This window comes from Streptomyces sp. NPDC001822, from assembly GCF_042892135.1.
Lineage (GTDB): Bacteria > Actinomycetota > Actinomycetes > Streptomycetales > Streptomycetaceae > Streptomyces.
The window spans coordinates 51,855-67,491 of sequence record NZ_JBIATW010000010.1 but is presented as its reverse complement, the minus strand read 5'-3'; the positions used below and the strand labels follow the sequence as shown (position 1 = coordinate 67,491).

The 15,637-nt window shown below is 70.5% G+C and carries 8 protein-coding genes; 4 read left to right on the top strand and 4 right to left on the bottom strand.

Annotated elements, in window-relative coordinates:
- Window positions 1–14: 14 nt before the first annotated feature.
- Window positions 15–3,440: a hypothetical protein gene (locus ACFYY2_RS22800; protein WP_388745692.1), complete on the bottom strand. Its 3,426-nt coding sequence runs from the start codon at window positions 3,438–3,440 to the stop codon at window positions 15–17.
- Window positions 3,441–3,615: 175 nt separating this feature from the next.
- Window positions 3,616–4,023, bottom strand: a complete 408-nt coding sequence (locus tag ACFYY2_RS22795; protein WP_388745690.1) for a limonene-1,2-epoxide hydrolase family protein — start codon at window positions 4,021–4,023, stop codon at window positions 3,616–3,618.
- A 632-nt stretch (window positions 4,024–4,655) separates the two neighbouring features.
- Here ACFYY2_RS22795 and ACFYY2_RS22790 point away from each other — a divergent pair.
- The 3 genes from ACFYY2_RS22790 (at window position 4,656) to ACFYY2_RS22780 (ending at window position 12,276) form a co-directional block, all read left to right on the top strand.
- Window positions 4,656–6,362 (top strand): carbohydrate-binding module family 20 domain-containing protein, encoded by a 1,707-nt coding sequence (locus ACFYY2_RS22790; protein WP_388745688.1) that lies wholly within the window; start codon window positions 4,656–4,658, stop codon window positions 6,360–6,362.
- 94 nt (window positions 6,363–6,456) lie between these two features.
- Window positions 6,457–11,763: a pullulanase-type alpha-1,6-glucosidase gene (gene pulA, locus ACFYY2_RS22785; RefSeq protein WP_388745686.1), complete on the top strand. Its 5,307-nt coding sequence runs from the start codon at window positions 6,457–6,459 to the stop codon at window positions 11,761–11,763.
- Window positions 11,764–11,925: 162 nt separating this feature from the next.
- The gene (locus ACFYY2_RS22780) at window positions 11,926–12,276 is read left to right on the top strand and encodes a 5-carboxymethyl-2-hydroxymuconate Delta-isomerase (protein ID WP_388745684.1); all 351 of its coding nucleotides are present in this window, start codon (window positions 11,926–11,928) and stop codon (window positions 12,274–12,276) included.
- Window positions 12,277–12,280: 4 nt separating this feature from the next.
- On the opposite strand, the gene ACFYY2_RS22775 is transcribed toward ACFYY2_RS22780, so the two are convergent.
- Together ACFYY2_RS22775 and ACFYY2_RS22770 are read right to left on the bottom strand one after the other, a co-directional pair.
- Window positions 12,281–13,021: a TetR/AcrR family transcriptional regulator gene (locus ACFYY2_RS22775; protein ID WP_388745682.1), complete on the bottom strand. Its 741-nt coding sequence runs from the start codon at window positions 13,019–13,021 to the stop codon at window positions 12,281–12,283.
- 84 nt (window positions 13,022–13,105) lie between these two features.
- On the bottom strand, window positions 13,106–15,031 hold the full coding sequence (locus ACFYY2_RS22770; protein WP_388745680.1) for a hypothetical protein: 1,926 nt from the start codon (window positions 15,029–15,031) through the stop codon (window positions 13,106–13,108).
- Between the two features lie 110 nt (window positions 15,032–15,141).
- Between ACFYY2_RS22770 and ACFYY2_RS22765 the strand changes: the two genes are divergently transcribed.
- Window positions 15,142–15,618: a hypothetical protein gene (locus tag ACFYY2_RS22765; RefSeq protein WP_388745678.1), complete on the top strand. Its 477-nt coding sequence runs from the start codon at window positions 15,142–15,144 to the stop codon at window positions 15,616–15,618.
- Window positions 15,619–15,637: the final 19 nt, after the last annotated feature.

Sequence of the window (15,637 nt, the reverse complement as noted above, 5' to 3'; positions counted from 1 at the left end):
GCGCGGCCTCACGCCTACGCCCTCGCCTGCCACCCGAGTACGGCCCCGAGGTCTACGCCCATGTTCAGATCACAGAACCCGGTTTTCGCCCCGTGCAGTGCCGGCGGCCCGGTCGTCTTCAGGACGCTCGCGGCAGGTCCGGTCAGCTGACCCCTGCGGTCGATGTCGATCGAGGCGAACGAACCGTCGGCGAAATGCGGGACCGGCACCTGTTCGGCATTGAGGGAGAACCATCTGATCGTGCCTGCCATGTTGATGGCCCATACGGGGTTCCCCCACTGCGCACCGAAGACCAGGGACCGCGAGCCGGGTTCCGCCAGAACGTCCTTCAGCACCTCGACATGACCGCCGGCCGACCGTTCCCAGATCCGGACCGTCGGCCGGACGTCCTCGTTGAGCCGGACGAGCAGGGACCCCAGCCACTCCGTGGCGGGTGAATCCTCGGCCAAGGGCACGACCTCGGCGCCTGACGTGCCGGCAGTGTTCGAGGAGTCGTGGCCCACGTGCTGCGACTGATCCGCACCCGGCCCACCGTCTCCGACCCGCTCCTGCCCGACGTCCCGCGCCTCCTGCGCCTCCGGAGCGGCCTGTCGCGGCATCGCAGGGCGTTGCTCCTGCGGAGCCGGAATCCCATCCGCGGTCTGCGGGTGCGCGGAGAGCCCGTCGGAAACGCCCTCCTTCGGATCCGTCCGCGGCGTCCCCGTCCCTGTTCCGCGGGGTGCGTCGAGGAAGGCGAGGAGGCCCGGGCCGGATGACGTGGCGGATGCCGGACCGGCGGCCTGCGGTGCATGCGATGTGCCGACTCGACCGAGTGGGACGTTGTCACGGCTCGTGCCCACGACGTCGTCAGTGGAAGAGGCGTTCGAGGCCGCCTGCTGTTCGTCCCCGGCGAGCCCGTGGGTGGGGATTTCCTCCTCATAGGCGGGCGGGCTCGGCTCAGCGACGTGTGCCGGCTCTATCGCGTTCAGCGGCAGTATCACCGCTCTGCTTCCCTGCGCGGGAACGATGTACAGCTGTTCGTCGTGCACCACCAATTGATGTTGCATCGCACTCGGTGGCAGTTCCGCGCGCAGCCCGTCCCAGTTCTCGACCTGCCCGATCCAGCCGCTGTCTCCGCGCAGCAGGTAGCCCCGCCCGTGCAGAAAATCGTCTCCGTAGGACATCCAGCCGTCGGCGGGCAGGTGGACGGTGTTCCCGTCGTGGAGCAGATGAATCTCGCCGGTATCGCTGACGTCGTAACCGAACAGGACTTCGGAGCGGCTCGGATCAGGAAGCTCGAACCTGGTCAGGGTCTCGTGCCGCTTCGCTTGCGTCCGGGTGCCGGCGGACCGCGTCACCACGGATGAATCGACCTCGACCGCACCGCCGAAACGCGGCTGCCCGAGCACCAGGGCGTGCCCCAGGGGCAGTCCTGCGGGGTTCAGATCCGCGTCGCGTGAGCCGCCCGGCCGGCGGAACGGATTGAACAAACCCGACCTACTCGACGAGCCGGCGGCGTTCCGCCGCTCGATATCCTTACGGAGCTCGGCGGGGGTGTCCGGCATTCCCGGAGCGGTTTTTCCCGGGGCGCTTCTCCCGATGGCCACCTTGTAAACTTCGCGGGCGAACGTAGTGCAGTTGTAAGCCAACAGGTGGTATTCGAGGTTGGTGCTCCTCGCTATGAAATCTACTGCCCTGTTGTACTGCTCCCGACTGATGTCCACGGAGAATTTTGCGTCCGCGATGTGCGGATCGTCGTAGTTTTCACGCACCACGCCGGGGTACTTATTGAATGGGCGGTCGTGATTGAATTCTGCGGGATAGAAACCGTAGGTGGTGGTTGATTTGTTGTGACCCTTCTGGGTGTGCATCGCCACCCAGGAGTGTCCTACGTTGAGCTGTCCACCCCTTATCGTGTCACCGTCCTGACGGACCATCAGATCCAGGGTGAAGTTCACGGGCTCGGTCGAACCGACTGCTCGGGGATCAACGGAAAGGCCCTCGCGTCCGGGCCCGTGGCGAAGGGCCGGCTGGGCCGGCGGCAGCGCCCCACGCCACACATCGGGAGCGGGCGGCATCCATTGTGCCTGGCCGGGGTTGGGAGAGGGAACCCAACCCTGGCCAGGCACATAGTCCATCAACTCGTAGCCGGGATACCTGTAGGCGGGATTGCGCTCCTGTCCTGGCGGACGGTATGCAGGGTCCGGCTCCCAACCCCTTTGCCTATGGAATTGCCATCCCGGCCCACCTCGATAATTCTGCTGCGGAGCTGCTGCCTGCCGGTCCGGCTCATTTACGGGGTATCCCTGATGAGGCCCCGCTGCGGGGTTCGCCGAGGGCCCGGCCTGCGGCTGATCACCGCGCACATGACCGGCGTTCCTGCCGCGGACACCCCCGGGTGCTCTGACCGCATTGCGCTGGGAAGAAGACTCTCGCCCGGCCAGCCGGTCTGCCGTTTCCTGCGCCGCGACAAGGGTCCGCTCGCTGACGCCGTTGTCGAGGAACAGATTCGCCACGACAGCAGCCACCTGCCACTCGAAGGGCTGCTGCGAGTACGGCTCCGGGTCCGTCGACTCGCTGATCAGCATCGGCATGTTCCCGAAGGCACGTGCCGTAGCGGCCTGCCCCAGACTCAAGGCCTGCTCGAGTTTCTCGCGCTCGTCCCCTGAATTCCGCTCGCGTTGCACTCGGGCCAGGGCCCTCAGGTCATCAGCGGTGAATCCCTCCGCCCCCGCAGCGACAGAGCTCCGGCCGCCCCGCGCGGTACGTTCGGCGTCCTCCGCACGCCTCAACGCCTCAGTCCTCATGGCGCGTTCGGCCGCTTCGGTGACAGCCGACACTTCCGGATGCTTCGGCCCTGTCGCCACGTGCTCCAGACCCGCTCGCGCCACGTCGCCCACATCGACCACGTACTGAGCGCTGTCAGCGGCGGTCACGAACGTAGAGACCGGCCGCAGCCCGTGATACAGCTCAACGGCCCGCACCACCAGAACCTCGGGAATCTCCGGGTACCGGACGATCACCTCCGCTCCGACAGCCTCCCTGACGGACGCCGTCAGGCCACGATCGGAGGTATCAGAAAGTGGTGAAGCCCCCGGGCGGCTCTCAGCCAGAGGAAGAACTCCGGACGGGGCCATGTCCGGCTGCGACGCCGTCGGCGCGTCCGCCACCATCCCCGTCAGAGCCTCACGAATGCTCCGGCTGTCGGCGTCCCTGCCACTCACGGCCTCAGCCCGCGTCACCCTTTCCGCAGCCGGCTGCTTCTCTGCTGCGGCCCCACGGGCTTGGTCCAACAGTTCGTCGAGGACGTCCCGGTAGATCTTCTTGAACTCCTCGCGGGCCGTCTGGACCAGCGCGTCCCTCTCCGCACCGACGACTCCCGTTCCGAGCAGACGCTGCGAGAGCCATTCGTCGACGGGCAGGCATGTCTGTCGATAGCCGTCCGACGCCGGCGTGGTCATATCGCTCCCGTCCTCGGGCGCATGGTGTGGACTCACCGCACCCGCTCAGATTTGACGATGCAAGTATATATTTCCGAGCCTGCCCGGCTTCGAGTGGGGCGAGGTGGATCTCCCCGCCCCACTCATTCCCCGGCCGTCCGAACCCCGCCGTGGCCGGTCGGCCGGGATCGATTCGTCACTCGTCACGGCCCCATTCCTTGGGCTGTGTGCTGTAGAAGTAGTCGCGGTTCCAGGTGATCTTGCCGTTCTCCACGCGCGTGAGAGCCATCACGTCGAATACGAGCAGGGTGCTGCCGTCCTTTGCCAGGATCTTCTCCACGCGCTGGCTGAGGACGACGTCCCCCTGCGTGGCGATGTACTTGACGTCGAACTGATAGCCCTCGGCGCCGAGGTCGCGGCGAGCACGTTCGAGATCGTTCACCAGTTCATCGAGGGTGCCGATGGGGTTGGCGTCCGCGAGGACCGATTCCCAGGCGACCTCGTCGGCGACGAGCCGCTTGCAGGTGGCGATCGCGTCATCACAGGTGGGACCGAAGCTCTCCCAGAAATCCCTCACCACGAATTCAGGCTCGGCGACACTCACGTCAATTCCCTTCGATTCTTCGCTGTTGCGCCTGACGCCCTGTCATTCGTATATGACGCCAGATACGGCTTTTCCGGTGATCCAAGAATCGCAAGAATAAGTTGCCTGGTCAAGTAGTTGGGGGTGGGGCCGCCTCGTGGGGCCGGTGCGTGGGGTTGTCGGATCTCGCCGTACGTGCCCGTCGGGGAGGGGTGGCCGGCCATGGGTGCCGAGTCCGGCGTCGGGGGTGCGGGTGCGCCAGGAGGGGCCCGGGCGTCGGCCCTGGGTGGGCCGGCGGGGAAGCGACGTCCGGGCCTCTCCGTGGCGTGACCGGCCCGGCCGGCCGGGCGCGTGGGGCCCGGGGTGCCGGACCCCCGGCCGGCCGGACCGGAGTCGGGGTGAACTTAACAGCCCCGCAATAAGTTGCGTAAGGCCTTGCAGGTCGCGATCTCCCGTATTTCACAGATGTGAGCGGGAGGTGATCGCGTCGTGTCCCGGGGGTTGACCGGGACTGGCCGGACTCGTACGGTCTGCCGCACCGAAGTTTTTGCATTCTTGCTGCAAGAACCTTCAAGGCCTTGGACGGCACGGCGCGTTGCCACGTGAGGCTGCTCCGCCATCCCCCGCACTTCCCCCACCGCAGGAGGAAAGTCATGGCACGCAGATCCCTGTCTGCCGCGCTCGCCCTCGCCACGGGCGCCGCCGTCCTCGCCATACCCGCCGGCACCGTTCAGGCCGCGCCGCCCGGCGACAAGGACGTCACCGCCGTGATGTTCGAGTGGAAGTTCGCCTCCGTGGCGAAGGCCTGCACCGACAGCCTCGGGCCCGCCGGTTACGGCTTCGTCCAGGTCTCCCCGCCCCAGGAGCACATCCAGGGGGGCCAGTGGTGGACCTCGTACCAGCCCGTCAGTTACCGGATCGCCGGCCGGCTCGGTGACCGCAACGCCTTCGCGAACATGGTCTCCACCTGTCACGGTGCGGGTGTCAAGGTCATCGCGGACTCGGTCATCAACCACATGTCCGCCGGTTCCGGCACGGGCACAGGCGGCTCCGGCTACAGCAAGTACGACTACCCGGGCCTCTACTCGGTCAACGACATGAACGACTGCCAGTCGCAGATCAACAACTACGGCGACCGGGCCAACGTCCAGAACTGCGAACTGGTCGGCCTGGCGGACCTGGACACCGGAGAGGACTACGTACGCGGAAAGATCGCCGGCTACCTCAACGACCTGCTGTCCCTCGGCGTCGACGGCTTCCGCATCGACGCCGCCAAGCACATGCCGGCCGCCGACCTCGCGAACATCAAGTCCCGGCTGAGCAACCCCGGCGTGTACTGGAAGCACGAGGCGATCTACGGGGCGGGCGAGGCCGTCTCGCCCTCCGAGTACCTCGGCAGCGGCGACGTCCAGGAGTTCCGCTACGCCCGGAGCCTCAAGCAGGTCTTCAACAACGAGAACCTCGCCTACCTCAAGAACTTCGGTGAGGGCTGGGGCTTCATGCAGTCCGGGAAGTCCGCCGTCTTCGTCGACAACCACGACACCGAGCGCGGCGGCGACACCCTGAACTACAAGGACGGCGCCAACTACACCCTGGCGAACGTCTTCATGCTGGCGTACCCCTACGGCTCCCCGGACGTCCACTCCGGCTACGAGTGGTCCGACAAGGACGCCGGTCCGCCCAACGGCGGTCAGGTCAACGCCTGTTACAGCGACGGCTGGAAGTGCCAGCACGCCTGGCGCGAGATCTCCTCCATGGTCGGCTTCCGCAACTCGGCCCGAGGGCAGGCCGTCACGGACTGGTGGGACAACGGCGGCGACCAGATCGCGTTCGGCCGGGGCTCCAAGGCGTACGTCGCCATCAACCACGAGGGCTCGTCGCTGAGCCGTACGTTCCAGACCTCGCTGCCCGCCGGTGACTACTGCGACGTCCAGTCCGGCAAGGGCGTCACCGTCAACGGGTCCGGGCAGTTCACGGCCACCCTCGGCGCGAACACCGCCGTGGCCCTGCACGTGGGCGCCCGGACCTGCACGGGCGGCGGCACGACCCCCGACCCCGGCACCGGGTCCGGTGCCTCCTTCGGCGTCAACGCCACCACCCAGCCGGGCCAGAACATCTACGTCACCGGGAACCAGGCGGCCCTCGGCACCTGGTCGCCCGGCAGCGCCCTGAAGCTCGACCCGGCGGCCTATCCCGTGTGGAAGCTCGACGTGGCCCTGCCCGCCGGGACCTCCTTCGAGTACAAGTACCTCCGCAAGGACGCGAGCGGCAACACCACCTGGGAGAGCGGCGCCAACCGCACCGCCACCGTGCCGTCCTCCGGAAAGGTCACGCTGACCGCCGACGTCTGGCGCGGCTGACCCCGTTCACCGCCGGGCCGGGGACGCGAGGGTGAGCGTCCCCGGCCCGCACCGCTCCACCGCCCGATCCCCGAAAGCCGAGGAGTACCCGCCCGTGTCCCGAACCACCCTCCGCCGGGGAGCCGTCGCCGCACTGTGCGCGGCGCTGCTGCCCGTCGTACCGGCGGCCTCCGCGTCCGCCGCGCCCGGACCGCCGTCCCCGCCCTCGGACGCGAAGCTCGCGAAGGAGCCGGCCAGGCACGACCTGACCCGCGAGCAGTTCTACTTCGTGCTGCCCGACCGGTTCGCGAACGGTGACACCTCCAACGACCGGGGCGGTCTCACCGGCTCGCGGCTGGAGACCGGCTACGACCCCACGGACAAGGGGTTCTACCAGGGCGGCGACCTCAAGGGCCTCACCCAGCGGCTCGACTACATCAAGGGCCTCGGCACCACCGCGATCTGGCTCGCGCCGATCTTCAAGAACCGGCCCGTGCAGGGCACGGGGGACCAAGCCTCGGCCGGCTACCACGGCTACTGGATCACCGACTTCACCCAGGTCGACCCGCACTTCGGGACGAACGCCGATCTCACGAAGCTGATCGACAAGGCCCACGGCAAGGGCATGAAGGTCTTCTTCGACGTCATCACCAACCACACGGCCGACACCGTCGACTACGCCGAGAAGAAGTACGGCTACAAGCCCAAGGGCGCTTTCCCCTATCTCGACGAGGACGGGCGTCCGTTCGACGACAGCCGGGGCGTCGAGGAGGTGGACGCCGACTCCTTCCCGTACACCCCCGCCAACACGGGGAAGAAGGTCCCGGCCTGGCTCAACGACACCACGATGTATCACAACCGGGGCGACTCGACCTATGCCGGTGAATCCACCGAGTACGGCGACTTCTCCGGCCTCGACGACCTGTGGACCGAACGCCCCGAGGTCGTCTCCGGCATGGAGAAGATCTACGAGAAGTGGGTCCGCGACTTCGACATCGACGGCTTCCGCATCGACACGGTCAAGCACGTCGACCTCGACTTCTGGACCCGGTGGGCCACCGCCCTCGACGGCTACGCGGCGAAGCACGGCCGGGACGACTTCTTCATGTTCGGCGAGGTCTACTCCGCCGACACCGAGATCACCTCGCCCTACGTGACACGGGGCAGGCTCGACGCGACCCTTGACTTCCCGTTCCAGGAGGCCGCCCGTCAGTACGCGTCCCAGGGCGCCCCGGCCTCGAAGCTCGCCGACGTCTACGCGGACGACTACCGCTACACCACCGACAAGGCGAACGCCTACGAACAGGTCACCTTCCTCGGCAACCACGACATGGGCCGCATCGGGACCTTCCTGAAGCAGGACAAGCCGAAGGCCGGCGACGCCGAACTCCTGAAGCGCGCCCGCCTGGCCGACGAGCTGATGTTCCTCGGCCGCGGCAACCCGGTGATCTACTACGGCGACGAACAGGGCTACACCGGAGCCGGCGGCGACAAGGAGGCCCGCCAGACGCTCTTCGCCTCGAAGACCGCCGACTACCTCGACGACGACCAGATCGGCACCGACCGCACCCACGCGTCCGACGCGTACGACACCTCACACCCTCTCTACCGGTCCATAGCCGCCCTCTCGAAGCTCACCCGGGAGCACCCGGCGCTGCGGGACGGCACCCAGACCGAACGCTACGCCGAGGGCTCCGTCCACGCCTTCTCGCGTACGGACACCAGGAAGCCGTACGAGTACGTCGTCGCCTCGAACAACTCCACCGAGGCGCGGACCGTCCAGCTGCCCACCGAGTCGATCGGGATGAACTTCCGTATGCTGTACGGCGGTTCAGGAGCCGTGCGCAGCGCCGCCGACAGGACCGTCAAGGTCACCGTGCCCGCGCTGTCCAGCATCGTGCTCCGCGCCGACAAGCCGCTCGGCACACCTGCGGCCACGCCCTCGATCACCCTGAAGGCCCCGGCCGCCGGGGCCACCGGCACCGTCGAGATCAGCGCCGAGGCCGGCGGCGGAGACCTGAACCGCGTGGTGTTCGCCGCGCAGACCGGCGACGGGAAGTGGACCACCCTCGGCTCTGCCGACCACGCCCCGTACAAGGTCACCCAGCACCTCGACGACTCGGTGAAGGCCGGGACCGCGCTGCGCTACAAGGCCGTGGTCGTCGACCGGGCCGGTCGCACCGCGAGCGCCCTCGCCTCCACGACCGCGGGCCAGGCCCCGCCCGCCCCGAAGCCCGTCGCCGTCGACCGCGACCATGCGGTCGTCCACTACAAGCGCGCGGACGGCGACTACGAGGGCTGGCAGCTCAAGTCCGGAGACACGACGGCCGACTTCACCGGCCGGGACGCCTACGGCGCGTTCGCCTGGATCGATCTGGACGAAGACGCCTCCTCGGTCCCGTACACCGTCGAGAAGGACGGCACGGCCGACGGGCCCGAGCGGACCGTCGACCTCGCGCGGACCGGCCAGGTATGGATCGAGCAGGGCAAGGACGAGCAGTCCGCCGAGGCACCCGAAGCCCCTCCCCAGGACACCTCCAAGGCGGTCCTGCACTACCACCGCGCCGACGGCGACTACACCGGCTGGGGCCTGCACACCTGGACCGGCGCCGCCGCCCCCACGGACTGGGCCAAGCCGCTGCAGCCCGCGAGGACCGACGCGTACGGCGTGACCTTCGAGGTCCCGCTCACCGACGGTGCCACCTCGCTCAGCTACATCCTCCACAAGGGCGACGAGAAGGACCTCCCGAGCGACCAGTCCCTCGACATCGCCTCCTACGGCCACGAGGTCTGGATGCTCGGCGGCCGGCCCGGCTACCTGCTCCCGCAGACGGGCGGTGCCCCGACGCCCGATCTCACCAAGGCCGAAGCCCAGTGGATCGACGCGGACACCGTTGTCTGGAAGGTGAAGGCGACCGACGCCACCAGCCAGCAGCTCGTGTATGCGGAGAAGGGCGGCATCTCCGTCGTCGACGGCGCCCTGTCCGACGAGGGGCGGTGGCTGCGCCTCGGCGCCACCGGACTCACCGACGCCCAGAAGGCGAAGTACCCGCACCTGAAGGACTATCCGGCGTTCACCGTCGACACCCGCGACCGGGACCGCGTCCGCGAGTCCCTGCGCGGCCAGCTGATAGCCACCCAGCGTGCAGCCAACGGCGCCCTGCTCGCCGCCACCGGCGTCCAGACCGCCGGAGTGCTGGACGAGCTGTACGGCAAGGCGGCGAGCGGCGCCGCCCTCGGCCCGGTCTTCCGCAAGGGCAGCCCGACGCTCTCCGTGTGGGCACCCACCGCCCGCACCGTCTCGCTCGAACTCGACGGACGGACCGTCCCGATGCGGCGCGACGGCCGCACCGGCGTCTGGTCGGTCACCGGCACGAAGTCCTGGACGGGCAAGCCCTACCGCTACGCCGTCCAGGTCTGGGCGCCCACCGTCCAGAAGCTGGTCACCAACAAGGTCACCGACCCCTACTCCACCGCCCTCACCGCCGACTCCGCCCGCAGCCTCGTCGTCGACCTCGCCGGCCCGGAGCTCGCTCCGCGCGGCTGGTCCGCGCTGAAGAAGCCCGCCGCCGTCCCGCTCCGCGACGCCCAGATCCAGGAGCTGCACGTCCGTGACTTCTCGGTCACGGACTCCACGTCGAAACACCCCGGCGAGTACCTCGCCTTCACCGACACCCGCTCCGACGGCATGAAGCACCTCAAGGAGCTCGCGGACTCCGGCACCAGCTACGTGCACCTGCTGCCCGTCTTCGACATCGGGACCATCCCGGAGAAGAAGTCCGACCGGCAGCAGCCCGCCTGCGACCTGTCCGTGTACGCCCCCGACTCCGAGGAGCAGCAGGCCTGCGTCACGAAGGCGGCGGCGCAGGACGGCTTCAACTGGGGCTACGACCCGCTGCACTACACGGTTCCCGAAGGCTCCTACGCCTCCGACCCCGACGGCACGAAGCGCACCACCGAGTTCCGGCAGATGGTCCAGGGGCTCAACGGCGCCGGACTGCGGACCGTGATGGACGTCGTCTACAACCACACCGTCGCCTCCGGCCAGGACGACAAGTCCGTCCTCGACAGGATCGTCCCCGGCTACTACCAGCGGCTCCTGGAGGACGGCACCGTCGCCACGTCGACCTGCTGCGCCAACACCGCGACCGAGAACACCATGATGGGCAAGCTCGTCGTCGACTCGGTCGTCACCTGGGCCAGGGAGTACAAGGTCGACGGCTTCCGCTTCGACCTCATGGGACACCACCCCAAGGCCAACATCCTCGCGGTGCGCAAGGCCCTCGACGAGCTGACCGTCGCCAGGGACGGCGTCGACGGCAAGAAGATCATCCTGTACGGCGAGGGCTGGAACTTCGGTGAGATCGCCGACGACGCCCGCTTCGTCCAGGCCACCCAGAAGAACATGGCCGGCACCGGCATCGCCACCTTCTCCGACCGGGCCCGCGACGCCGTGCGCGGCGGCGGCCCCTTCGACGAGGACCCCGGAATCCAGGGCTTCGCCTCCGGCCTCTACACCGACCCCAACACCTCACCCGCCAACGGCACCGAGGCCGAGCAGAAGGCCCGGCTCCTCCACTACCAGGACCTGATCAAGGTCGGCCTCACCGGAAACCTCGCCGACTACACCTTCACCGACAGCCGGGGCCGCACGGTCACGGGATCCGAGGTCGACTACAACGGCGCCCCGGCCGGCTACGCGGCGGCACCCGGCGACGCACTCGCCTACGCCGACGCCCACGACAACGAGACGCTCTACGACGCCCTCGCCTTCAAGCTCCCGGCCGGCACCCCGGCCGCCGACCGGGCCCGCATGCAGGTGCTGGCCATGGCGACGGCCGCGCTCTCCCAGGGGCCCGCGCTCTCCCAGGCGGGCACCGACCTGCTGCGCTCCAAGTCGCTGGACCGCAACTCCTACGACAGCGGCGACTGGTTCAACGCGCTGCACTGGGACTGCCGCAAGGGCAACGGCTTCGGCCGGGGGCTGCCGCCCGCCGCCGACAACAAGGACAAGTGGCCGTACGGCAAGCCGCTGCTGACCTCCGCCGCACTCACCCCCGGGTGCGCGGAGATCACGGGGGCGTCCGCCGCCTACCAGGACCTGCTCACGATCCGGACCACGGAGCAGGGCTTCGGCCTCGCCACCACCGCACAGGTGCAGGAGGCCCTGTCCTTCCCGCTGTCCGGCACGGACGAGACGCCCGGAGTGATCACCATGCGGCTCGGTGAACTCGTCGTCGTCCTGAACGCCACCCCGGGGACACGGACCCAGGCCGTCCCCGGCCTGGCCGGAAAGTCCTACGCCCTGCACCCCGTCCAGGCGGCGGGCGCCGACTCCACGGTCAAGAAGGCCTCGTACGAAGGGACGTCGGGCAGCTTCACCGTGCCGGGGCGCACGGTCGCCGTGTTCTCCGCGCGCTGACGGTCCGCACCGGCCGGTCCCGCCACCGCCCCCGTGGTCCGGTGGCGGGACCGGCCGTCTCCGTCTCCGGGGTCCCACCCGGCAAGACCGCCTTGTGCCACCGCGACGATCGGGGAAAGCTGAGGTCCGACAGTCCCACCGCACCCGCACCAGGAGCGTTTGATGCCGCAGATCACCGTCGACTACTCCGCCGAGCTCGACGACGGCTTCGACCGACGCGGCTTCGCCCTCGCCCTCCACCCGATGGTCGCCGAGACCGTCACCACGAAGGTCCCGAGCTGCAAGACCCGCTTCCGCCGCGTCGAGGAGTCGGTCGTCGGGGACGCCCCGGCGGGCGACGCGATCGTGCACGTCGAGGTCGCGCTGCTGGCCGGCCGCACACCCGAGCTCAAGGAACGGCTGGCCGAGACGATCCTGGACCTGCTGGCCGGCCACCTGAAGCCCGCCGACGGCCTGGCCGTCCACACCTCTGCCGAGATCAGGGACCTCGACCCGTCCTACGCCAAGCGCTGAGGGCTCAGACCCGCCGCTGCGGCGGCACCACAGGCACCGCGGGCACCACAGGCACGGCGGGCGCCAGGGCGGCGAGCCGCGAGAGCAGCTCGTCGAACGGGCCGTCCGCCGGTTCCTGGGCGAAGACCCGCAGCATGATCCCCGCCATCTCCTGGTCGTACGCGGCACTCACCGACGCGAGCGCCGCGAAGTCGTGCACGAGCTGCAACTCCAGCTCCGCACGCGGGACGCGCTTCCCGTCCAGCCAGAGCAGGGCCGTCGACTCGGCGAGCGACACCCAGGACCGCACGACCAGTTCGAGCCGCGCGGGCGGCGACGGCACACCGAGATGCGCGACGATCTGCTCGTAGGCCGCCTGCCGCACCCCGTCGACGAGGGCGTCCGCCGTGGACGAACCCCCCGCGGGGCCCCCGCGCATCAGCGCGGCGAAGCCCGGCCCGTGCTCCTCGACGAAGTCGAAGAAGCGGTGCATCACCCGGAGCAGCCTGGCCCCCAGCGGACCCTCGTGCGCCTCCAGGAAACGGCCGGCCAGATCATCGGCCGCCCGCTTCAGCGCGGCCTCGTACAGGCTCCGCTTGCCGGGGAAGTAGTGGTAGACGAGCGGACGCGAGATGCCGGCCGCCACCGCGATCTCGTCGATCGACACGTCGTCGGGCGAGCGGTGGCTGAACAACTCCAGCGCGACGCCGATCAGCTGGGCCCTGCGCTCATCGACGCCCATCCTGCGCCGCACACCGGTCGTCATGCCGGACAGCCTAACGGGGGGTGGCCACGCGCCGGTCCGCCACCTCCACCGGGCAGTTCCCGGCGGGAGCCGCGAGGGTGCCGGTCAGCGCAGAGCGCCCACCCTGCTGCCGTCCACCAGCACCCCGGCCAGCCGCGCCCGGTCGCCCGCCCTGGCCGGCAGCGCCAGCAGCCTTCCGTCGGCCCGCCCCCGCACCCCGCCGGCCGCCGTCAGCGAGGCGAACTGCCGTGAGCCCGCGGCGAGCACGTACCACCGCCCGCCGTCCGACTTCCACAGCACCCCCGCCAGCACCCTCGGCCTGCGCATCCCGCAGTCCGGGGAGTCCTCGGCGCGCGCCGCGACCGCACCCGGCGCCCCCGCCCCGCCCGACAGCTCGGGCGGGGCCTGGAACTGCGCCAGAACCCTGCTCCCCGTGCCCCGCCAGGTGTCCGCCCTGGTGCACAGCCACTGTGCGGCGCCCTCCCCCTCAGGGAGCTGCTGCCGTGCGTACGCCCAGGAGTTCACCGAGCGGACGCCGTGGGACCGCACCGCCGGGAGCAGGCAGGCCGTGCGCGCCCAGCTCTCCCGCTCGGCCCGGCCCGACACGTCGTGCGGAGCGGACGGCGCCCCCGACGTGAGCCGGGCGGGGGTGAGTTCGCCGAGGTCCGTCATCAGCCGTGCGGCCGTGCCGTCCCGTACCTCCAGCGCCTGCCAGGACCGGCAGTCCGACCGGCCGTCCTCCCGCGGCTCCGGCGCGGCCACCGGATCCGTGACCCCGTGCCGGTCCAGGGCCAGTGCCCGGGGCGCCCGGCGGGGCGTGAGCAGATCGCGTACGGCCGCCTCGCGCACCCAGGGCGCGGTCAGATAGCGGACCCGCCCCTCCCGGCGCTGCACCACCAGGGCACTCGCGGACAGCGCGTCCGCCCCGTCCACCCGGGCGAAGTCCAGGGCGGCGCCCCCGGCCGGATCGGCGTTGCGCGGTTCGGCGTAGCGCACCACCCGCAGACCGTCGTGGAACAGGACCACCGCCGCCGGACCCACCTCGCCCGCGTAGAGGAGCTGGGGAGGGCCCATCGGGGGCCCGTCGGGAGTACCCGGCGTCGCGGACGCGGCCACCGCGGGCCCAGGCCGCGCCCACGCGGCGAGGGCGCGGCGCAGCAGCCTGGTGTCCCCGGTCCGGTCGCCGCGCGTCGGCCAGACGGTGAAGTCCGCACGCTCCGAGCCCCGCCAGAGCCCGGCCGGCACCCTGCGCAACGCGGCCGGGTCCAGAGCGCGCTGGGCGGAGTGGTGCAGGGAGTAGAGCGGCGCGGATGCGGGGCCCGGGCCGCTGAGACCGTCCCCCGGGGTGAGCAGCAGCGTCCCGCAGACCAGGGCGGCCCCGAGCCCCGCGAGGACGGCCCGCCCGCGCCGCCCCCGGCGGGCCGCGTCGGTGGGTCTGACCTGGAGCGAGCACGGGTCGAACTCCGGCGACGACAGCAGGGCGTACGGCGCGGTGAGCGCGTCGGCCTCCAGCAGCGCGGCCCGCGGGTCCGCGACGCCCGCTGCTTCGAGCACCCCGCACACCTCGGCGTCGTCGAGCCCCTCCAGCCCCCGGAGGACGTGCGCGGCCCGGGAGGGCCCCGAGACACCGGCCAGCGCCTGCTCCAGGGCCAGTTCCTCCGCCCCGCACGAGTGCGGGAAAAGCCGCAGCCCCCACACCTGCGGCACCAGCGGAGGGAACTGCGCCCGACGGGGCCGGGCGAACCGCAGCAACGGCAGCCCGGCCTCCAGCGCGGAGCGCACCACCCGGAGCCGCACGTGCGCGTACGCGTGACCCGGGTCCGCGCCCTCCCCGGCCGCCAGGGCCCGCTGCACCAGCCAGTGGGCCGACACGACCCGGCGGTTGCGGCCGAGCGAGGGGGCCAGCACGAGGTAGGCGACCCGGACCAGGCGCGCGTAGTGCTCGGCGGGCGCGGCCTCGGTCCGGTCCGAGGCGGCCGGCGTCGCGAACGGGCGGCCGGCGGGCGGCGGTACTGCTCGCAGTGGGGGCATGTTCAGCAGAACGAGCGAATGGTGCGATGGTCACTCCGGCACGCGCGCCCCCGGGAGCGGGTTGCGTGGTTTCCCCGCGCCGGGTGGTACCACCGGGGCACGATGGCCGGATGGTGCAACAGCAGGAGTGGCGACGAGTACGGGCCCCCCGGGCCGCCGCAGCCGTGCTGGCGGGGTTGGTCCTGCTCACCGCCTGCGGCGGGGGAGCGGACGGCGGCGACGGGCCCGACGTGCCGGCCACCGCGAAGGGGACACTGGAACAGCTTGCCTCGAAGGCGGACTGCGATCCCGACGTGCAGACGGACGCCGAGGAACTCCGCCAGGCGAACTGCACCACCGGCGACGGACGTTATGTGCTCGCCACCTTCGCCACCGACCGGGGGCAGCGGGAGTGGATCAACGAGGCCAACGACTACGGCGGGTCCTACCTCGTCGGCCGGAAGTGGGTCGCCGTCGGTGACGCCGAGGTGGTCGCGGCGCTGCGCGGCCGGCTCGGGGGGACGGTGGAGACCGCCTCGCCGCACCACTCGGGGAACAGTGGCGGTGGGGGGAGCGAGGGCGGGCACTCCGGTCACCACGGGAGCTGACCGCGCAGGTCCGGGGCCG